Below are 18315 nucleotides of genomic sequence, written 5' to 3'. Positions count from 1 at the left end.
TTGCAGGCACTCGCTATCAAGTTTTGCCGCAAGCTTCCGATATCCAACAGGTATGCCGTAAACATGTGTGTGTCGGTCTTTTGTTGTAGAAGCCAGTGGAGCCTCCCGTGCGCCAGCGTTATTTAGCCTTGCTCAGTGTGTTTGCCAGCCTTCCCGCGATGGCGCTCACTTTTCAGACCCGCCTGGAGAGCATTGAGTGGACGGTCGAAGGCGACAAGTTCGAATGCCGCCTGACGCAGCCGATTACCGACTTCGGTTCGGGGGAGTTCGTGCGCAAGGCCGGTGAGCAGGCAACGTTCCGTCTGAAAGCCTATAACCCGATGATGGGCGGAGGTTCGGCGACCTTGCTGGCCGCTGCCGCACCGTGGCAACCGGGGCGTGACGATATCAATCTGGGCACGGTGAGAATCGGCAGCGGCAACGTGATGTTCAACAGTTCACAGGTGCAGGCCGGACGCCTGATCAGCGGTCTGATGGACGGTCGCAGCCCGGTGGTTCGCCATTCCTCGGGAGATGGCCGGGTGTCGGAAGTGCGCTTGCTGCCGGTCAGGTTCACCAGGGCGTTTGCCGATTATCAAAGCTGCGTGGCCAAACTGTTGCCGCAGAACTTCGAGCAGGTGAAACAATCCCAAATCGGCTTCCCTGGCGGCGGGATCGAGCTCGACAGTGCCGCGAAAGCCAAGCTGCAGGTCATGCTGGAGTACATGAAGGCTGATCCGACGGTCAATCACATCGAGCTCGACGGTCACTCCGACAACAGCGGCAACCGCCTGACCAATCGCGACCTGTCGCGGCGCCGGGTCCTGGCAGTGATGGAGTTCTTCAAGGCCAACGGCATCCAGGAGTCGCAAATCACCCTGCGTTTCCATGGCGAACGTTATCCGCTGGCGCCCAATACCAACAACGCCAACCGTGCGAAGAACCGTCGGGTAGCGGTACGCCTTGAGCGGGCAGCGCCCGCGGAACAAGTTGCCCCGCAAGCGACGAAAGCGGCCACTTCGGCAACTTCCTGACCCTTTAGTCATCGTCGCGCTCTCGACAGATTCTGTCGCTTGGTCGTCATAAGCTGTCGCGCCTCTGTAAATTATCCTGCATGAGCGGTAGACTTCACGGCTTTCCGTAGAACCCCGTGGAGTGATGGCATGGCGGACGTAAACAAGGTCGTTCTGGCGTATTCCGGCGGCCTGGACACTTCGGTGATCCTCAAGTGGCTGCAGGATACTTATAACTGTGAAGTGGTGACCTTCACCGCTGACCTGGGTCAGGGCGAAGAGGTCGAACCTGCACGCGCCAAGGCTCAGGCCATGGGCGTCAAAGAGATCTACATCGACGACTTGCGCGAAGAGTTCGTGCGCGATTTCGTTTTCCCGATGTTCCGCGCCAACACCGTTTACGAAGGCGAGTACCTGCTGGGTACTTCCATCGCTCGTCCGCTGATCGCCAAGCGCCTGATCGAAATCGCCAACGAAACCGGCGCTGACGCCATTTCCCATGGCGCCACCGGCAAGGGCAACGACCAGGTTCGTTTCGAATTGGGCGCGTACGCCTTGAAACCTGGCGTGAAAGTGATTGCTCCCTGGCGCGAATGGGACCTGCTGTCCCGTGAAAAGCTGATGGACTACGCCGCGAAGCACGCGATCCCGATCGAGCGTCACGGCAAGAAGAAATCCCCGTACTCCATGGATGCCAACCTGCTGCACATCTCCTATGAAGGCGGCGTGCTGGAAGACACCTGGACCGAGCACGAAGAAGACATGTGGCGCTGGACCGTTTCCCCGGAAAACGCTCCAGACAAGCCGCAGTACCTGGAGCTGACCTACCGCAACGGCGACATCGTCGCGCTGGACGGCGTCGAAATGACCCCGGCCACCGTGCTGGCGACCCTGAACCGTATCGGTGGCGAGCACGGTATCGGCCGTCTCGATATCGTCGAGAACCGCTATGTGGGCATGAAGTCCCGTGGCTGCTATGAAACCCCTGGCGGCACCATCATGCTGCGTGCCCACCGTGCGATCGAATCGATCACCCTGGACCGCGAAGTGGCTCACCTCAAAGACGAGTTGATGCCCAAGTACGCCAGCCTGATCTACACCGGCTACTGGTGGAGCCCTGAGCGTCTGATGCTGCAACAGATGATCGATGCGTCCCAGGTCAATGTGAACGGCGTTGTGCGCCTGAAACTGTACAAGGGCAATGTGATCGTCACTGGCCGCAAGTCCGATGACTCGCTGTTCGATGCCAACATCGCTACTTTCGAAGAAGATGGCGGCGCGTACAACCAGGCGGATGCTGCGGGCTTCATCAAGCTCAACGCCCTGCGCATGCGCATTGCGGCGAACAAAGGCCGGAAGCTGTTCTGAGACCTTTGAACTCGTGATGGATACCTGACCTCGTCCTCGACGAGGTCAGGTACCTGAATATGGGGGGTGATGCCAGGTACTGCGTTGTCGGGTGTATTCGTCGCCGCTGACGGTTTCCTGTCTTTCTCCTTCCGATGGTCTGTCCTGCTCTACGCATTGTTGTTTGCCGGTTGTCCGGCTTGATCAATGACCGTCAACCTTTGCGAGACGGGATCGTAGGCAATGTAAAAGGCAGAGCAGTGTTTCCTGGTCTGTCTGGAATGTTTGAGCGCACTGGCCTTCAGTAAAGTCTCTGAAATGGCACTGGTGACAAACACAATCACGTACGCCATCTTTCCCCGTGGCTTCTGGATTTTTTCCAGCAGCGTTTCAAATTCGACCTCCTTGTTCATGCCGCGTGTATCAACGATGCACAGGTCTTTTACAAATTCCGGTAACTGAAGTTGATGCTGAGCGAAGACGGTGCTGTGCAGACCAATTTCCGTTGGCGGGTCCTGTGCACCGCAAGGCGACCGAGCTGGCTGCTGGCCATTGGTTGGCGTTTCCATAGCGGGATTCGCGGACGACTTCCCGGACGCTTTTTTTTCCGACCGCCCGGCATCTTCCATCGCCTTCATGAAATGTTTTCCCTTTTCAAAGTCGGAAGGCGCATACAGTGACCGGTAGTTGAAGTTGAGTGTCGCAAAAAAAAGCAAAAGTAAATAAAACGGAAAGCTGATCAGAAACCAGACATAGAGTTCTCTTTCCTCTTCGTCAAGGAAGGGGAGAGATACGGCGGCCGAAGTTTCAGAGAGAGTTGCGAATATCGCAATGATTGTCATTGGGTTGGTGATTATCTTTCTGCCATGTTCTGTACTCATGTTGAATTCCCATTTTTTGAGTGTTTTTTTGAAGTCTGTTTGATGTGGCTGTTTTGGATTTTTTGATGGTTGCTGGTGGTGCTTTAATGATTACTCAAAAAATATAATTCGCTGTAAGAGTAATTGGATGCCTGGTGTGTGATATTTCTGGTGTGAGTGTTGAGTGCGAAAATATAAGTTACGTTCTGGCGCAGAAGTAAATATTTGTGTTTGTCAGGGCCCGGTTGTTCACGCTGGCTTCTGGAAAATTCTGGTTGTAAATCGATAGGGCCGATTGCTGAAAACTGCGCCACCATGACGCTGATACAGTTTTCAATTCATTCCGATCGAGGGATTTTTGTAGGAGAAATCCGTGTTGTTTGTAGGGTATGTCTCTTGGTGTGGGTGGTTGGAAGGGGCGACATGCCATGGGTGAAACGACTAGGCTATTGTGCGGGCTCTAAAAATTCGAACAGCGAAAATTGGACTTGCCCATGAATAAAGTGCTGATCGTGGATGATCACCCCGTCATTCGTCTTGCGGTACGTATGCTAATGGAACGTCATGGCTACGAAGTTATTGCAGAAACTGATAATGGTGTGGATGCACTGCAACTAGCCCGTGAACTTACGCCGGATATTGTCATTCTGGATATCGGGATTCCGAAGCTGGACGGATTGGAAGTCATCGCGCGTTTGTCTTCGACCTCAATGCCGATGAAAGTGCTGATCCTGACTTCCCAGGCGCCGGGGCATTTTTCCATGCGTTGCATGCAATCCGGTGCGGCCGGTTATGTCTGCAAACAACAAGATCTGACGGAATTGCTCAGTGCAATAAAGGCCGTATTGTCAGGCTACAGTTACTTTCCCAATCAAGCCTTGCATACCGTGCGTTGCAGTTTGGGGAACGCCAGTGAGGCCGACATGGTTGATCGGTTGTCGGGGCGGGAAATGATGGTCCTGCAGCAGTTGGCCAGAGGGAAGACCAATAAGGAAATTGCCGATGGGATGTTTCTCAGTAATAAAACAGTCAGTACCTACAAGACCCGCCTGTTGCTCAAGCTCAATGCAAGGTCCTTGGTCGATTTGATCGAGCTGGCACAACGCAACGGTCTGGTGTGATGGCGTATCTTTGCGACAAGGGGCGTTTGTTGAAGTATGGCACTCAAAAAAAAAGCCTCCGTTTCGGGAGGCTTTCAGGTGTCATAAGTCAAAATCGTAGTCGGCCAATTGCTTTTGCAGTCGGCGCTCCTCCAGCAGATTGTCGATGGTGCGGCGTTTGCTCAGATTAGTTTTCGCTACTTCAACCACCGGCTCGGCGTCATCGGTTTCGGCGGTGGTGAAGTCGTCTTCTACGTCCAATTGCTCTTTGCCAGTACTCATTTAATTGCTCCAGGCTAAGAAGGCCTTTGGCGCTCCTTATATCGACAATCTCCCGGCGGGTAAAAAAGATTTTTTCAATCGATAATTCAATAATCCCAATAGCGCCTCAATCGTCGGAGGTTTTGTGCTTGTATTCGCACAAGTCCTCGATCCGGCAGCTTCCGCATCGGGGCTTGCGGGCGAGGCAGACATAGCGGCCGTGAAGGATCAGCCAGTGATGGGAGTCGAGCAGGTACTCCCTGGGCACGAATTTCATCAGTTTTTTCTCGACTTCCACCACATTCTTGCCGGGCGCGATGCCGGTGCGGTTACTGACCCTGAATATATGCGTGTCGACAGCCATGGTCAGCTGACGGAATGCCGTATTGAGTACCACATTGGCGGTTTTGCGGCCGACGCCGGGCAGGGCTTCCAGCTCTTCGCGGGTTTGCGGCACTTCGCCGGCATGGCGCTCGACCAGCAAGCGGCAGGTTTCGATCACGTTTTTCGCTTTGCTGTTGTACAGGCCGATGGTCTTGATGTACTCCGACAGTCCCTCGACACCCAGGGCATGGATCGCTGCCGGGGTATTGGCGACCGGGAACAGTTTGGCGGTGGCCTTGTTGACGCCGACGTCGGTCGACTGCGCCGAGAGAATCACGGCAATCAGCAATTCGAACGGTGAGGAATAGGCCAGTTCGGTCTTGGGTTCCGGGTTGTCTTCGTGCAGTCTGCGGAAAATTTCCAGACGTTTTGCGGCATTCATGGGCAGTGCGTTTCCTCGTAGGCAATCAATGTGTGGGGTTGGGGCGCCAGGCCTGCCAGGCGGCGATCAGCAGTCCGAGCAGAATGAACCCGCCAGGGACCAATGTGGCCAGGCGCAGACCACCATCGGCCACCAGCACCCAGCCTTGCCAGTCAGTTTGCGTTGCACCGGACAGCCACGATAGTCGGTTTCCAAGGGTTGCTCTGCCGATGAGTTCGCGCAACAGGCCCATAGCGATCATCAACGTGACAAACAAGCCACTGAGTCGCAGGCGCTGGCGCCAGCTGTTCTGAAAGAACCCGGTGTGTTCCAGTACGACGCACTGCAAGGCGATCATGGCGCCATAAAACCCCAGATGCTGCTGCCATTGCAGCGACCAGACTTGTGCCGTGAGCTCCGCGCAACTGGTGAGCGTGGCGGCCAACAGAACGCTGGCCGGCAAGCGGGCAGCCGGGACCAGTCGGGATCGCAGGGCGCCCATGGCCGGACTGAACAACCAGGTCACCACCATGAACATCAGGCACAGGCCAAGTGCGGCCATCAGCGAGTGGGTGGCACCGATCAGCGGCGTCAGCATCAGTGCGTTGCGCAGAGTGGATGAGTTATCCATGGGCAGGGTTCCCGAGCAGTTGTTGCCGGTGTTCATCAAAGTAGCGCAAGGCATCGTGCACGGCATTGATCACTGCTCTTGAGGTGATGGTCGCGCCTGCGATCTGATCGAACTGCCCCTGATCCTTTTTCAGCGCCCAACCGCTGTCACCGGGTTCTGTTCGGGATTTTCCGGAAAAAATCTGCAGCCAGCCATTGGGCCAGTCGGCGATCCGTGCCCCCAGCCCAGGTGTTTCCGACTGTTTGAGGGTTTTGACACCCAGCAACCTGCCATTGGCATCGACAGCGATCAGTAGCTCGATGGCACCGGTGTAGCCGAGGGTTTGACTGCGCAGCAACACGGCGACGGGTTGGTCGCCCCGGGTCGCCAGATAGCCACCCAGCAAGGTGCTGTTTGCCAGGGTGGTTGTTTCGATCCTGATGGGGTGGTCGAGTGGTTGATTGTCGTAGCTGTCTGACGGTATCAGGTCCAGCAGATTCCGGCTGTCGAGCAGGCGCTGTTCGGCTGCAATGCGCGGCGCGCTGCCGAGTTGCACGAAGTACGTCACGCCCATGCCCAGTGCGGCCAAAAACACCAGAAGCGTGATGCTTGATGTCCGGTTCATGACGCCTCCGGCTGTTGTCTGGCCGCCACGAACCGCTCCAGCGCCGGCACGCACAGGTTCATCAACAGCACGGCAAAGGCGATGCCGTCCGGATAGCCGCCCCAGGTACGAATCAGATAAGTCAGGAGCCCGACGCCGACGCCGAACAGCAGTTTTGCCCCGGGGCTTCTGGCGCCGGATACCGGTTCGGTGATGATAACGAACGCCCCCAGCATCGTCGCACCGGTCAGCAGGTGGAACAGCGGCGAGCCATGGGAGTCGGAGCCCGATCCGTTCCAGCACAACAGGCTGATGACGAACAGGCTGGCCAGCATGCCGACCGGTGCATGCCAGCTGATCACCCTTCGTTGCAGGAGAAACATTCCGCCCGCCAGAAACGCCAGGTTGACCCACTCCACACCGCGTCCACCGTAGTGGCCGAATGCCGGATTGCCGGCAAACAGTTCATCCATGGTCAGGCTTTTGTTGACCCGCAGGCTGTCCAGTGCCGTGGCCTGCACCCACGCATCCGGTGCCTGGCGGACACCGAACACTTGCTGCAAGCCACTCAACAGGTCCATGCCATGGGGCGATGGCCAATGGGTCATGGGTTGGGGAAAGGCCACCAGCACCAAAGCAAACCCGAGCATCGCCGGGTTGAAGGGATTTGAGCCGACGCCGCCATACAGGTGCTTGCCAAAGATCATCGCAAAGGCTGTAGCACTAAGGGGCAGCCACCATGGGCAGTAAGGCGGCAGCGCCAGAGCCAGCAAGGTGGCACTGACCAGCGCGCTACCGTCACTCAGGGTTGGCCTCAGCGGTTGCTTGCGCCATTGCACGACGGCAGCTTCAACGGCCAGCGCAGCAGCGGCCGCCAGAACCAGGTTGATCAACACGCCCCAGCCGTATAGCCAGAACGCGGCGAGCACTCCCGGCAGCACGGCCAGCAGCACCAGCTTCATGGCCTGCTGCAGGCGCTCATCAACGGTTTCAAGGGCTGGCATGGGCGTTCACCTGGCGTTCGGCTTCGCCGAGTGCGCGCTCCAGGGCTTCGATTTGCTCCGCCGGTGCTTCGTTGGCCTGAGCCTTCTTGAGTTCGGCACGGCGCATGGCCAACTGGATCTTGGCCCGTTTCAGATCGGCATCATTTGACGACACCGTTGCGACTGTCGGCTCAGGGGCTGGTGGCGCGGCGCTTTCCAGTTGCGCCAGGTTTTGTTCGGCGTCTTCGAACTGCTGCTGCAGGACGATCAACTGCGATTGCTGTTCGAAGGTCGGTGGGTGTCCGAAGGCTTTCAACGATTTATGCAGCTGTGCCCGACTCATCGCCACATCGATCTTCGCCTTTTTCAGCGCGGCATCGGCAGTGGCGGCTTTCTGTGCGCGGACTCGCTCGAGGGCAGCCTGTACCGGGTCGACTGCCGCTTCGCTAGGTTGCGTGGCACGTTGCCGGGCCTGGCGTTCGGCGATTTTCTGCTGCTCTTCGCGCTGCAAGCGCGCATTGCGCTGTTCAAAGCGGCGCCGCGCGTGATCGCGCTTGAGGGCTCGGGCCTGCTGCGCTTGCGGTGTGAGGGCCAGCCCCCCGACAACCGGCAATACCGTGTCCAGCGGCAGCGGACGCATTTCGATGCAGTCCACCGGGCACGGTGCTACGCAGAGGTCGCAACCGGTGCATTCATCAATGATCACCGTGTGCATCAGTTTGGCCGCCCCAACGATGGCATCGACCGGGCAGGCCTGAATGCACTTGGTGCAACCGATACACTCGGCTTCGCGGATATAGGCAATCTGCGCAGGTGCCGAGCCGCGAGTGATGTCCAGTTCCAGCACCGGCACCTTCAGCAACTCGGCCAGGGCCGCGATGGTTTCGTTGCCGCCGGGCGGGCATTTGTTGATCGGCTCGCCACTGGCAATGCCTTCGGCGTACGGTTTGCACCCGGGGTGGCCGCACTTGCCGCATTGGGTTTGCGGCAAGAGTGCGTCGATGCTTTGAATCAGACTCATGTTTTGATCAGTCCGCTGAATCCGAGAAAAACCACTGCGATCAGGCCGGCACCGATCAGGTCGATCGGCAGGCCACGAAAGGGCAGGGGCACATCGTTGTCGGCCGTGCGTTCACGCAAATCAGTGAACAGGCTCAACACCAGCCAGAAACCCAACCCGGCACCCAGGCTCAAGGCTGTGGCGTGAAACAAGCCTTTGTCCTCCTGAACATTGAGCAAGGCCACGCCGAGTACGCCGGCATTGCCCAGCAGCAACGGCCAGAGGCCTTCGAACGACAGTGTCGAAAATACCCGCGCCAGCAGCTTCAGCAACGGGCCGATCAGCAACACGCTCAATGGCAGAAACACAAACAGGCGCAGCGCCGTCAATTGCAGAGGCTCCAGCAGCCAGTGGTAGAGCGCATAGCCGAGCATGCCCACGATCAGCATCAGGCACGTCGTCGCAATGCCCAAGGCATGGACCTGACGGCGCTGGCCGGCCAACAGCGGATCGACGCCCAGCGGCCAGTGCAACACGAGGTTGTTGATCAGGGCTGCACTGATAAGCGTAAGCAGAATTTCGGTCATTGTTCGTGCCGGCAGTTTTGTAGGAGCGAGCTTGCTCGCGATGGACTCAAGAGCGCTGCGTTCAATCTATGGACACGCGTAATCGTTAACGACCATCGCGAGCGAGCTCGCTCCTACAGGAGACGCTCTAAAAAGCGTAGGCATTATCCGGCAAGGCGGGAGGGTGGGCCAGACATGAAAATCCCACAGTCGCGCCAGGCACGACTGTGGGATCGATTTGCCGCGGATCTTACTTGATGCGCTGACCCGGCTTGGCGCCGCTGTCAGGGCTGAGCAGGTAGATCTCTTCACCGCCAGGACCGGCTGCCATCACCATGCCTTCGGAGATGCCGAACTTCATTTTCCGTGGCTTGAGGTTGGCGATCATCATGGTCAGGCGGCCATCGAGTTTGGACGGATCCGGGTAGGCACTCTTGATCCCGGAGAACACGTTACGTTGCTCGTCACCGATATCGAGGGTCAGGCGCAACAGCTTGTCGGCGCCTTCCACGTGTTCGGCCTTGACGATCAGCGCGACGCGCAAATCGACTGCCGCGAAGGTGTCGAACTCGATTTCCGGCGACAGAGGATCCTTGGCCAGTTCGCCATTGCCGGCAGGTGCGGCTTCGCCGGTGTCGGTCTGGCTGGCGGTCAGGTCTTCTTTCGAGGCGTCGGTCATGGCTTGTACCTTGACCGGGTCGATGCGGGTCATCAGCGGCTTGAACTCGTTCAACTGATGGTTGGCGAGCAAGGTCGCGTGATCGTTCCAGGTCAGCGGTGCGACGTTGAGGAACGCCTCGGCGTCGGCGGCCAGCAGCGGTAGCACAGGCTTGAGGAAGATCACCAACTGGCGGAACAGGTTGACGCCGGTGGCGCAGATCGCCTGGACTTCATCCTGCTTGCCTTCCTGCTTGTTCAGCGACCACGGAGCCTTGTCGGCGATCCAGGCGTTGGCGCGGTCGGCCAGGCCCATGATCTCGCGCATGGCGCGGGCGAAGTCGCGGGCTTCGTAGGCGTCGGCAATGCCTGGCGCGGCGGCCAGGAATGCTTCAGTCAGCTCAGGCGCGGCGTTGGTGTCGACCATCACGCCGGCATTGCCTTTGTGGATGAACCCGGCGCAACGGCTGGCGATGTTGACGACCTTGCCCACCAGGTCGGAGTTGACCTTCTGCACGAAGTCCTCGAGGTTCAGGTCGAGGTCATCGACGCCACGGCCCAGCTTGGACGCGTAGTAGTAGCGCAGGTATTCCGGCGACAGGTGATCCAGGTAGGTGCGGGCCTTGATGAAGGTGCCGCGGGACTTGGACATCTTCTGGCCGTTGACGGTCAGGTAACCGTGCACGTTGATCCCGGTCGGCTTGCGGTAGCCGGCGCCTTCGAGCATGGCTGGCCAGAACAGGGCGTGGAAGTTGACGATGTCCTTGCCGATGAAGTGGTACAGCTCGGCGGTGGAGTCCTTGCCCCAGAACGCGTCGAAGTCCAGTTCCGGCGTGCGGTTGCACAGGTTCTTGAAGCTGGCCATGTAGCCGATCGGCGCATCCAGCCATACGTAGAAGTACTTGCCCGGCTCGTCGGGGATCTCGAAACCGAAGTACGGCGCATCGCGGGAGATGTCCCACTGTTGCAGGCCGGCATCCAGCCATTCGGCGATCTTGTTGGCCACGGCATCCTGCAGGGTGCCGCTGCGGGTCCAGGTTTGCAGCATGGCCTGGAAGTCCGGCAGCTTGAAGAAGAAGTGCTGGGAGTCCTTGAGCACCGGGGTGGCGCCGGAGATAGCCGACTTCGGATCCTTCAGGTCGGTTGGCGCGTAGGTCGCGCCGCATTTTTCGCAGTTGTCGCCGTACTGATCTTCGGTGCCGCATTTCGGGCAGGTGCCCTTGATGAAGCGGTCGGCCAGGAACATTTTCTTTTCCGGGTCGAAATACTGGGTGATCGAGCGCGTGGCGATGTGCCCGGCGTCACGCAGTTTCAGGTAGATCTGGCTCGACAGCTCACGGTTTTCTTCGGCGTGAGTGGAGTGGAAATTGTCGAAGTCGACCAGGAACTCGGCAAAGTCGGCGCTGTGTTCAGCCTGGACGTTGGCGATCAGTTGTTCCGGGGTGATGCCTTCCTTTTCCGCGCGCAGCATGATCGCCGAACCGTGGGCGTCGTCGGCGCAGACATAGATGCATTGATTGCCGCGGTGCTTCTGGAAGCGCACCCACATATCGGTCTGGATGTATTCCAGCATGTGGCCAAGATGGATCGAACCATTGGCATAGGGCAGGGCGCTGGTGACGAGGATCTTGCGTGGCTCGGACATGGGGCTCGGCTACTTGATGAAACGGAGGTCGGCCACTATAAAGCGCCGGCGCATATTTTTCACCCTGTGAGCCTGTTTCATTGGATGAGTAACAAGGGAAAGATCAAAAGATCGCAGCCTTCGGCAGCGCCTGCAGGGGGCTCTTGTAGGAGCTGCCGAAGGCTGCGATCTTTTGAGGTACGATACCCATAATCTTTTCCAGTCCCGTTTTCGGAGTTGCCCATGAGCGCCGTCAATCGCGCAGCGGTGGAAGCCGTCCTTCGCCAATACACCGACCCTTACCTGAACCAGGACCCGGTCAGCGCCGGGTGCGTGCGCAACATCGACATCCAGGGTGACCGCGTCAGCGTCCAGCTCGAATTGGGTTACGCCGCCGGTCTGTTCAAGAGCGGCTGGGCGCAGATGCTGGAAATGGCCATTCAAGGTCTGGATGGCGTGTCGAGTGCCAAAGTCGATATCACCAGCGTGATTGCCGCGCACAAGGCCCAGGCGCAGATCCCGGGGCTGGCCAACGTCAAGAACGTGGTGGCCGTGGCGTCCGGCAAGGGTGGCGTGGGCAAATCCACCACCGCGGCCAACCTGGCCCTGGCCCTGGCCCGCGAAGGCGCCAAGGTCGGGATTCTCGATGCGGACATCTACGGTCCGAGCCAGGGCATCATGTTTGGTATCCCGGAGCGCACCCGTCCTGAGGTCAAGGAGCAGAAATGGTTCGTTCCGCTCAAGTCCCATGGCGTCGAAGTGATGTCCATGGCCTTCCTCACCGATGACAACACACCGATGGTCTGGCGCGGTCCGATGGTCTCCGGCGCCTTGCTGCAACTGGTGACCCAAACTGCGTGGGGCGACCTGGATTACCTGGTCATCGACATGCCGCCGGGTACCGGTGACATCCAGCTGACCCTGGCGCAGAAAGTGCCAGTGGCCGGTGCAGTCATCGTGACCACCCCGCAGGACCTGGCCTTGCTGGACGCGCGCAAGGGCGTGGAGATGTTCCGCAAGGTCAACATTCCGGTGCTGGGCGTGGTGGAAAACATGGCCGTGCACATCTGCTCCAACTGTGGACATGCCGAGCATCTGTTCGGTGAGGGCGGTGGCGTGAAGCTGGCCAACCAGTATGGCGTCGAGTTGCTGGCCTCGTTGCCGCTGTCGATGGTCATCCGCGAACAGGCCGATGGCGGCAAGCCGACGGTGATCGCCGAGCCTGACAGCCAGATCGCCATGGTTTACCAGGAGCTGGCCCGTCATGTCGGCGCGCGGATCGTATTGCAGGAAGCTTTGACGCCGGCGATGCCGAATATCAGCGTCAGCGACGATTGATGATCTGAAATGCTTTCCCGAGTGGGAGCGGGCTTGCTCGCGAATGCGGTGTGTCTTCAACAAATGGTTGACTGATCTAACGCCTTCGCGAGCAAGCCCGCTCCCACATTTGTTTTGTGGTGCCTTTAGATCCGCAACCCGCCATCCATCTCCAGAATCCGACCGGTGTAATAGTCGTTCTCGAAGATGTAAGCCGCCGAATGGGCGATTTCCTCAGGCTTGCCCATGCGCTTGAGCGGAATGCCGGCGGTCATTTTTTCCAGCGCTTCAGGCTTCATGCCCAGGGTCATCTCGGTTTCGATGAAGCCCGGTGCAATGCCGGCCACGCGAATGCCGTAGCGCGCCAGTTCCTTGGCCCAGGTCACGGTCGCCGCAGCGACACCGGCCTTGGCCGCCGAGTAGTTGGTCTGGCCGATATTGCCGGCACGGGAAATCGACGAGATATTGATGATCGCGCCGCTGTTGTTCAGCTCGACCATTTTCGCCGCGACTTCACGGGTGCACAGGAACACGCCGGTCAGGTTGACGTCGATGACCGCCTGCCACTGGGCCAGGCTCATCTTGGTCATTTCGCCATCCTTGACCTTGAGCAACAGACCGTCACGCAGGATCCCGGCATTGTTGATCAGGCCGTGGATCGCGCCGAAATCTTCGGCGACCTGGGCGACCATGTGGGTCACTTGCTCTTCGTTGGCGACGTTGCACAGGTAAGCTCGGGCTTCGACATCCTTGGCCTTGCAGGCCGCGACGGCAGCGTCGAGTTTTTCCTGGTTGAGGTCGACCAGGGCGAGTTTCGCGCCCTTGCCGGCGAAATACTCGGCCATGGAACGACCTAAACCCTGGCAACCGCCAGTGATAATGATTACTTTGTCAGTGAGTTGCATTCGCATGTCCCCCGGTAGCAGGTCTGAGTGGTTTCCTTGTAGAGAGCCTCTCGATCTGCGCCTGACGTGGCCCGGCTACACATGAGAACTGCCCCCGATGGCATGCTGGGACTTTCACCAGCAGCTTGTCCGTTTTTATGACGGATTCTATATAAGGAGTCATAAATTGAGCGTTGAAGCGGCTAAGCATGCACGAGAATTGCTCCTCAAGGAATACCGTGGAGTGCTCTCGACGCACTCCAAGTCAATGCCCGGTTTTCCGTTCGGCTCCGTGGTTCCGTACTGCCTGGACGAGCAGGGCCGGCCGCTGATCCTGATCAGCCGCATCGCCCAGCACACCCATAATCTGCAGAAAGATCCGAAATGCTCGCTGTTCGTGGGTGAGCGTGGGGCTGAAGATGTCCAGGCCGTTGGTCGCCTGACCTATCTGGCGCAAGCGCAGCAACTCGAAGACGAAGCCGCCATCGAAGCCGCTTCCGAGCGTTACTACCGCTACTTCCCGGAGTCGCAGGGTTATCACAAGGCCCACGATTTCGACTTCTGGGTGCTCAAGCCGGTGCGCCACCGTTACATCGGCGGTTTTGGCGCGATTCATTGGGTCAACGACCTGACCCTGGCCAACCCGTTCGCCGGCAAGGCCGAACTGAGCATGGTCGAGCACATGAACGCGGATCACGCCAAGGCCATCGCCCATTACGTCGAGCTCGCCGGTCTGCCGAACAACGTGCCGGCGCAAATGGCCGGTATCGATACCGAAGGCATGCACCTGCGTATCGGCCAGAGCCTGTACTGGTTGCCGTTTCAAGCGCCTTGTAATACGCCGACACAAGTCCGCGAAGCCTTGGTTTCTCTGGCTCACGCTGAACATTGGCCGAAAAATGAAGTGGCCGACGCTTGAATTCACGAAACGGCGACGTCATCTAAGGTGAACTGGCAAGGCATTCTTGCGTTGAGGAACCATTTGATGCGCCCTTTTTTGTTGCTCTTTCTGCTGTTCCCGGTGTTGGAGCTGTTCGTATTCGTCAAGGTGGCAGGGGCCATCGGGTTTTTCCCGGCCCTGCTGCTGATCATTCTCGGCTCGATGTTCGGTGTGTTCGTGCTGCGCATCGCCGGCCTGGCCACGGCCCTGCGTGCCCGTGAAAGCCTGAACCGCGGCGAGTTGCCGGCCCAGACCATGCTCGAAGGCCTGATGCTGGCATTGGCCGGTGGCCTGCTGATTCTTCCGGGTTTCATCAGCGATGTGATCGGCCTGTTCCTGCTGCTGCCGTTCAGTCGCCGCCTGCTGGCGGGCAAGATGCGCCAGCGCGCCGAAGAGCAGGCCATGCGCCAGCGAGCGTTCGCCGACGACCTCCAGGCCCGTGGAGGTCCGGCACCTCGTGAGCCGCTGGGCCGCGAGCCCAACGTGATCGAAGGCGAGTTCGAACACCGTGATACCAAGTAATACGCACATCGACACGGCACCTTCGGGTGCCGTGTTCGTTTGCGGGGCACCGACCTGAAAAAATTTCGCTGCCCGCCCTTGTAATAAGCTTATGCGCCCTTATGTAACGGTCACCGCAAGGTTTCTGGCGAACACGCCAGGCAGACTTCCGCGGTTCGCTAGACGAACCGCAACCGGCACCGCCGGCCTTTGTTAAACCCGCCGGGACTACACCGGCCGATGAAAACCACAATTAGGAGAGATCGACAATGAAGCTTCGTCCTCTGCATGACCGCGTCGTCATCCGTCGCAGCGAAGAAGAAAAGAAAACCGCTGGCGGTATCGTCCTGCCAGGTTCGGCTGCTGAAAAAGCCAACAGCGGCGAAATCCTCGCTGTAGGCACCGGCCGCGTACTGGAAAGCGGTGAAGTGCGTGCACTGTCCGTGAAAGTGGGCGACAAGGTTGTGTTCGGTCCTTACTCCGGCAGCAACACTGTGAAAGTCGACGGCGAAGACCTGCTGGTAATGAGCGAGAACGAAATCCTCGCTGTTATCGAAGGCTGATTACCCGCTCATTTTCCCGCTACTTCAAAGTATTTAAGGAATATCGATCATGGCTGCTAAAGAAGTTAAATTCGGCGATTCCGCCCGCAAGAAAATGCTCACCGGTGTCAACGTCCTGGCTGACGCAGTAAAAGCGACCCTGGGCCCGAAAGGCCGTAACGTGATCATCGAGAAGAGCTTCGGCGCTCCGACCATCACCAAGGACGGCGTTTCCGTAGCCAAAGAAATCGAACTGGAAGACCGTTTCGAAAACATGGGCGCGCAGCTGGTCAAAGACGTTGCCTCCCGTGCCAACGATGACGCAGGCGACGGCACCACCACCGCTACCGTTCTGGCTCAGTCGATCGTCAACGAAGGCCTGAAAGCCGTCGCTGCCGGCATGAACCCGATGGATCTGAAGCGCGGTATCGACAAAGCGACCATCGCGATCGTCAAAGAGCTCAAAGCCCTGTCCAAGCCATGCGCTGACACCAAGGCTATCGCTCAGGTAGGCACCATCTCCGCCAACTCCGACAACTCCATCGGCGACATCATTGCCGAAGCCATGGAAAAAGTCGGTAAAGAAGGCGTGATCACCGTTGAAGAAGGCTCGGGCCTGGAAAACGAACTGTCGGTTGTTGAAGGCATGCAGTTCGACCGTGGCTACCTGTCCCCGTACTTCGTCAACAAGCCAGAGACCATGGTCGCTGAGCTGGACGGCCCGCTGATCCTGCTGGTCGACAAGAAAATCTCGAACATCCGCGAAATGCTGCCAGTGCTGGAAGCCGTTGCCAAAGCCGGCCGTCCACTGCTGATCGTGGCCGAAGACGTTGAAGGCGAAGCCCTGGCGACTCTGGTTGTGAACAACATGCGTGGCATCGTCAAAGTCGCAGCCGTCAAGGCGCCAGGCTTCGGCGACCGTCGCAAGGCCATGCTGCAGGACATCGCCGTTCTGACCGGCGGTACCGTGATCTCCGAAGAGATCGGCCTGAGCCTGGAAAGCGCAACCCTGGAAAACCTGGGCAGCGCCAAGCGCGTGACCCTGTCCAAGGAAAACACCATCATCGTTGATGGTGCTGGCGTTCACGGCGACATCGAAGCACGCATCACGCAGATCCGTGCCCAGGTTGCCGAGACTTCCTCGGACTACGACCGTGAAAAACTGCAAGAGCGTCTGGCCAAGCTGTCCGGCGGCGTTGCAGTGATCAAGGTTGGCGCTGGTTCCGAAGTTGAAATGAAAGAGAAGAAAGCCCGCGTTGAAGACGCCCTGCACGCTACCCGTGCAGCCGTTGAAGAAGGCGTGGTACCTGGCGGTGGCGTGGCCCTGATCCGTGCCCTGGAAGCTATCCTGAACCTGAAAGGCGACAACGCTGACCAGGACGTAGGTATCGCTGTACTGCGTCGTGCCATTGAAGCACCGCTGCGTCAGATCGCTGCCAACAGCGGTGACGAGCCAAGCGTTGTGGTCAACGAAGTCAAGAACGGCAAAGGTAACTTCGGTTACAACGCTGCGACTGGCGAATACGGCGACATGATCGAAATGGGTATCCTGGACCCAACCAAGGTAACCCGTTCCGCTCTGCAAGCTGCATCGTCGATCGGCGGTCTGATCCTGACCACCGAAGCCGCTGTTGCTGAAGCACCGAAGAAAGACGGCGGTGCTGGCGGCGGTATGCCAGACATGGGCGGTATGGGCGGCATGGGCGGCATGATGTAAGCCAGCCTTACCCCTGTACGAAAAACCCCGCCTGCGAAAGCAGGCGGGGTTTTTTATTGCCGGGAATTTGAAAGGCGCCTCGGTCTAGTGTGGGAGCGGGCTTGCTCGCGAAAGCGATGTGTCAGACAACATGTTTGTTGAATGTTGAACCGCTTTCGCGAGCAAGCCCGCTCCCACATTTTTGATCTGTGTTTCAGGCACTCACCGGTTGTACTTTGGCAACAGCGTCGGCTCGGGAAGCAGGCCGATAAAGAATCCAGTAATACGACCCCAGGCAAATCAGCCAGCAGAACACCGCCGTCCACAGGTTGTGCGAGAAGAAGTGCGCCCCCTGCATCATCCGGCCGATGGAAAACACCGAACCCAGGGCAAATGCGAAGACAAATGCCGCACGGGCCATGCGCGGGCGGCGGTCACGCAGCACGAAGAACAACGCAAACAGGGTGAAACCGGTCGCAGCATGGCCACCGGGCCAGCAACGTCCAGGCTTATCGGTATGCGGGCGAGGGCTCAACAGTTCGCTGTACGTCTCATGGCCGCCGAACTGCTCCAGGCTCCATGGGCATTGCACCGCCGTCACTGCTTTCATTGGCGTTACAAACGACGTCGCCAGCCCCAGCGAGAGCACCAGGCAACCCAGCTCGCGCTTGAGCGGTTTGAGCCTGGCCATGAAGAACGAGGCGATGAAGCCGAGGATGGCAAACACCGAGAAGGCGATGACTATTTGCTTGGCGCGATCGTGCAGGATGTCCTCGAGGAAGTAACTGTGGCGTCCGATGAATTCCCCGGCGACCGGGTCGTAAAACAGCCTGGCCAGGTCCATGTCCAGACTGGTCAATTCGAGCAACACCAGAATGATCGCGGCAACGGCAGGGACTCCAAGGCACACCCAGAAATTGAGCGGACGAGGAGCGGGGCGGGCTAGGGTCGAAACCATGCGAGTTCCTTGGTCGGTAAAGTGTTCTGAAAGGCGCAGCCGCGCAGAGTTTGAACTCGATTATGTCGTCAACGTGTGAGTCGATAGTGAAAAAGTCGTTAATGCCGCAAACGTTTGATTTCAACGGT

19 protein-coding genes are annotated in these 18315 nt (G+C 58.5%); 8 read left to right on the top strand and 11 right to left on the bottom strand.

Going from position 1 to position 18315, the window contains the following annotated elements; all coding sequences use genetic code 11:
* Nucleotides 1-107: 107 nt before the first annotated feature.
* Nucleotides 108-1013 (top strand): flagellar protein MotY, encoded by a 906-nt coding sequence (locus tag AC3WN7_RS04330; protein ID WP_095965466.1) that lies wholly within the window; start codon nucleotides 108-110, stop codon nucleotides 1011-1013.
* Nucleotides 1014-1142: 129 nt separating this feature from the next.
* Nucleotides 1143-2360, top strand: coding sequence for an argininosuccinate synthase (locus AC3WN7_RS04325; RefSeq protein WP_007972320.1), 1218 nt, complete (start codon nucleotides 1143-1145; stop codon nucleotides 2358-2360).
* A gap of 149 nt (nucleotides 2361-2509) precedes the next feature.
* Here AC3WN7_RS04325 and AC3WN7_RS04320 read toward each other — a convergent pair whose 3' ends face one another.
* On the bottom strand, nucleotides 2510-3220 hold the full coding sequence (locus AC3WN7_RS04320; RefSeq protein ID WP_095965465.1) for a hypothetical protein: 711 nt from the start codon (nucleotides 3218-3220) through the stop codon (nucleotides 2510-2512).
* A gap of 473 nt (nucleotides 3221-3693) precedes the next feature.
* Here AC3WN7_RS04320 and AC3WN7_RS04315 point away from each other — a divergent pair, with 473 nt between their 5' ends.
* Entirely contained in the window at nucleotides 3694-4320 is a 627-nt protein-coding gene (locus AC3WN7_RS04315) for a response regulator transcription factor (protein ID WP_007972324.1), read from the top strand.
* Between the two features lie 81 nt (nucleotides 4321-4401).
* On the opposite strand, the gene AC3WN7_RS04310 is transcribed toward AC3WN7_RS04315, so the two are convergent.
* From AC3WN7_RS04310 to metG, 8 genes are all read right to left on the bottom strand, one after another.
* Nucleotides 4402-4581 carry a PA3496 family putative envelope integrity protein gene (locus tag AC3WN7_RS04310; RefSeq protein ID WP_007972325.1) on the bottom strand — a complete coding sequence of 60 codons (180 nt, stop codon included), beginning with the start codon at nucleotides 4579-4581 and terminating at the stop codon, nucleotides 4402-4404.
* 106 nt (nucleotides 4582-4687) lie between these two features.
* Nucleotides 4688-5326 (bottom strand): endonuclease III, encoded by a 639-nt coding sequence (gene nth / locus AC3WN7_RS04305; protein WP_007972326.1) that lies wholly within the window; start codon nucleotides 5324-5326, stop codon nucleotides 4688-4690.
* Nucleotides 5327-5351: 25 nt separating this feature from the next.
* Nucleotides 5352-5936 carry an Rnf-Nqr domain containing protein gene (locus tag AC3WN7_RS04300; protein WP_102673359.1) on the bottom strand — a complete coding sequence of 195 codons (585 nt, stop codon included), beginning with the start codon at nucleotides 5934-5936 and terminating at the stop codon, nucleotides 5352-5354.
* Nucleotides 5929-6540, bottom strand: coding sequence for an RnfABCDGE type electron transport complex subunit G (locus AC3WN7_RS04295; RefSeq protein WP_102673358.1), 612 nt, complete (start codon nucleotides 6538-6540; stop codon nucleotides 5929-5931). The genes AC3WN7_RS04300 and AC3WN7_RS04295 overlap by 8 nt, the downstream gene beginning before the upstream one ends.
* The gene (locus AC3WN7_RS04290) at nucleotides 6537-7523 is read right to left on the bottom strand and encodes an RnfABCDGE type electron transport complex subunit D (RefSeq protein WP_102673357.1); all 987 of its coding nucleotides are present in this window, start codon (nucleotides 7521-7523) and stop codon (nucleotides 6537-6539) included. Before AC3WN7_RS04290 ends, AC3WN7_RS04295 begins: the two co-directional genes overlap by 4 nt.
* Complete coding sequence (gene rsxB / locus AC3WN7_RS04285) at nucleotides 7510-8523, bottom strand: electron transport complex subunit RsxB (RefSeq protein WP_102673356.1); 1014 nt, start codon at nucleotides 8521-8523, stop codon at nucleotides 7510-7512. Before rsxB ends, AC3WN7_RS04290 begins: the two co-directional genes overlap by 14 nt.
* Nucleotides 8520-9089 (bottom strand): electron transport complex protein RnfA, encoded by a 570-nt coding sequence (locus tag AC3WN7_RS04280; protein WP_102673355.1) that lies wholly within the window; start codon nucleotides 9087-9089, stop codon nucleotides 8520-8522. The genes rsxB and AC3WN7_RS04280 overlap by 4 nt, the downstream gene beginning before the upstream one ends.
* A gap of 229 nt (nucleotides 9090-9318) precedes the next feature.
* Nucleotides 9319-11370: a methionine--tRNA ligase gene (gene metG, locus AC3WN7_RS04275; protein ID WP_095965459.1), complete on the bottom strand. Its 2052-nt coding sequence runs from the start codon at nucleotides 11368-11370 to the stop codon at nucleotides 9319-9321.
* Nucleotides 11371-11592: 222 nt separating this feature from the next.
* Between metG and apbC the strand changes: the two genes are divergently transcribed.
* Nucleotides 11593-12687, top strand: a complete 1095-nt coding sequence (apbC, locus tag AC3WN7_RS04270) for an iron-sulfur cluster carrier protein ApbC (protein ID WP_102673354.1) — start codon at nucleotides 11593-11595, stop codon at nucleotides 12685-12687.
* A gap of 125 nt (nucleotides 12688-12812) precedes the next feature.
* Here apbC and AC3WN7_RS04265 read toward each other — a convergent pair whose 3' ends face one another.
* Nucleotides 12813-13571: an SDR family oxidoreductase gene (locus AC3WN7_RS04265; protein WP_095965458.1), complete on the bottom strand. Its 759-nt coding sequence runs from the start codon at nucleotides 13569-13571 to the stop codon at nucleotides 12813-12815.
* 166 nt (nucleotides 13572-13737) lie between these two features.
* Between AC3WN7_RS04265 and AC3WN7_RS04260 the strand changes: the two genes are divergently transcribed.
* From AC3WN7_RS04260 to groL, 4 genes are all read left to right on the top strand, one after another.
* A complete protein-coding gene (locus AC3WN7_RS04260; protein WP_015096677.1) occupies nucleotides 13738-14469 on the top strand; it encodes a HugZ family pyridoxamine 5'-phosphate oxidase in 732 nt (243 codons plus the stop codon).
* A 66-nt stretch (nucleotides 14470-14535) separates the two neighbouring features.
* Entirely contained in the window at nucleotides 14536-15012 is a 477-nt protein-coding gene (locus tag AC3WN7_RS04255) for an FxsA family protein (RefSeq protein ID WP_102673353.1), read from the top strand.
* A 248-nt stretch (nucleotides 15013-15260) separates the two neighbouring features.
* Complete coding sequence (locus AC3WN7_RS04250) at nucleotides 15261-15554, top strand: co-chaperone GroES (RefSeq protein ID WP_007978564.1); 294 nt, start codon at nucleotides 15261-15263, stop codon at nucleotides 15552-15554.
* 49 nt (nucleotides 15555-15603) lie between these two features.
* Nucleotides 15604-17250 (top strand): chaperonin GroEL, encoded by a 1647-nt coding sequence (gene groL / locus AC3WN7_RS04245; protein ID WP_015096675.1) that lies wholly within the window; start codon nucleotides 15604-15606, stop codon nucleotides 17248-17250.
* A 193-nt stretch (nucleotides 17251-17443) separates the two neighbouring features.
* Here the strand turns inward: groL and AC3WN7_RS04240 are convergent, their stop codons facing one another.
* Nucleotides 17444-18187, bottom strand: coding sequence for a phosphatase PAP2 family protein (locus AC3WN7_RS04240; RefSeq protein ID WP_095965456.1), 744 nt, complete (start codon nucleotides 18185-18187; stop codon nucleotides 17444-17446).
* Nucleotides 18188-18315 lie beyond the last annotated feature (128 nt).

The organism is Pseudomonas sp. FW305-70, assembly GCF_058783925.1.
The sequence above is the reverse complement of the archived record's forward strand: the minus strand, read 5'-3'. Positions and strand labels throughout refer to the sequence as shown.

What these genes read in the sequence shown, in the direction of transcription:
- AC3WN7_RS04325 (WP_007972320.1), top strand. Translation starts at nt 1,143, where the DNA reads ATGGCGGACGTAAACAAGGTCGTTCTGGCGTATTCCGGCGGCCTGGAC.
- AC3WN7_RS04320 (WP_095965465.1), bottom strand. Translation starts at nt 3,220, where the DNA reads ATGAGTACAGAACATGGCAGAAAGATAATCACCAACCCAATGACAATC.
- AC3WN7_RS04315 (WP_007972324.1), top strand. Translation starts at nt 3,694, where the DNA reads ATGAATAAAGTGCTGATCGTGGATGATCACCCCGTCATTCGTCTTGCG.
- AC3WN7_RS04310 (WP_007972325.1), bottom strand. Translation starts at nt 4,581, where the DNA reads ATGAGTACTGGCAAAGAGCAATTGGACGTAGAAGACGACTTCACCACC.
- nth (WP_007972326.1), bottom strand. Translation starts at nt 5,326, where the DNA reads ATGAATGCCGCAAAACGTCTGGAAATTTTCCGCAGACTGCACGAAGAC.
- AC3WN7_RS04300 (WP_102673359.1), bottom strand. Translation starts at nt 5,936, where the DNA reads ATGGATAACTCATCCACTCTGCGCAACGCACTGATGCTGACGCCGCTG.
- AC3WN7_RS04295 (WP_102673358.1), bottom strand. Translation starts at nt 6,540, where the DNA reads ATGAACCGGACATCAAGCATCACGCTTCTGGTGTTTTTGGCCGCACTG.
- AC3WN7_RS04290 (WP_102673357.1), bottom strand. Translation starts at nt 7,523, where the DNA reads ATGCCAGCCCTTGAAACCGTTGATGAGCGCCTGCAGCAGGCCATGAAG.
- rsxB (WP_102673356.1), bottom strand. Translation starts at nt 8,523, where the DNA reads ATGAGTCTGATTCAAAGCATCGACGCACTCTTGCCGCAAACCCAATGC.
- AC3WN7_RS04280 (WP_102673355.1), bottom strand. Translation starts at nt 9,089, where the DNA reads ATGACCGAAATTCTGCTTACGCTTATCAGTGCAGCCCTGATCAACAAC.
- metG (WP_095965459.1), bottom strand. Translation starts at nt 11,370, where the DNA reads ATGTCCGAGCCACGCAAGATCCTCGTCACCAGCGCCCTGCCCTATGCC.
- apbC (WP_102673354.1), top strand. Translation starts at nt 11,593, where the DNA reads ATGAGCGCCGTCAATCGCGCAGCGGTGGAAGCCGTCCTTCGCCAATAC.
- AC3WN7_RS04265 (WP_095965458.1), bottom strand. Translation starts at nt 13,571, where the DNA reads ATGCAACTCACTGACAAAGTAATCATTATCACTGGCGGTTGCCAGGGT.
- AC3WN7_RS04255 (WP_102673353.1), top strand. Translation starts at nt 14,536, where the DNA reads ATGCGCCCTTTTTTGTTGCTCTTTCTGCTGTTCCCGGTGTTGGAGCTG.
- AC3WN7_RS04250 (WP_007978564.1), top strand. Translation starts at nt 15,261, where the DNA reads ATGAAGCTTCGTCCTCTGCATGACCGCGTCGTCATCCGTCGCAGCGAA.
- groL (WP_015096675.1), top strand. Translation starts at nt 15,604, where the DNA reads ATGGCTGCTAAAGAAGTTAAATTCGGCGATTCCGCCCGCAAGAAAATG.
- AC3WN7_RS04240 (WP_095965456.1), bottom strand. Translation starts at nt 18,187, where the DNA reads ATGGTTTCGACCCTAGCCCGCCCCGCTCCTCGTCCGCTCAATTTCTGG.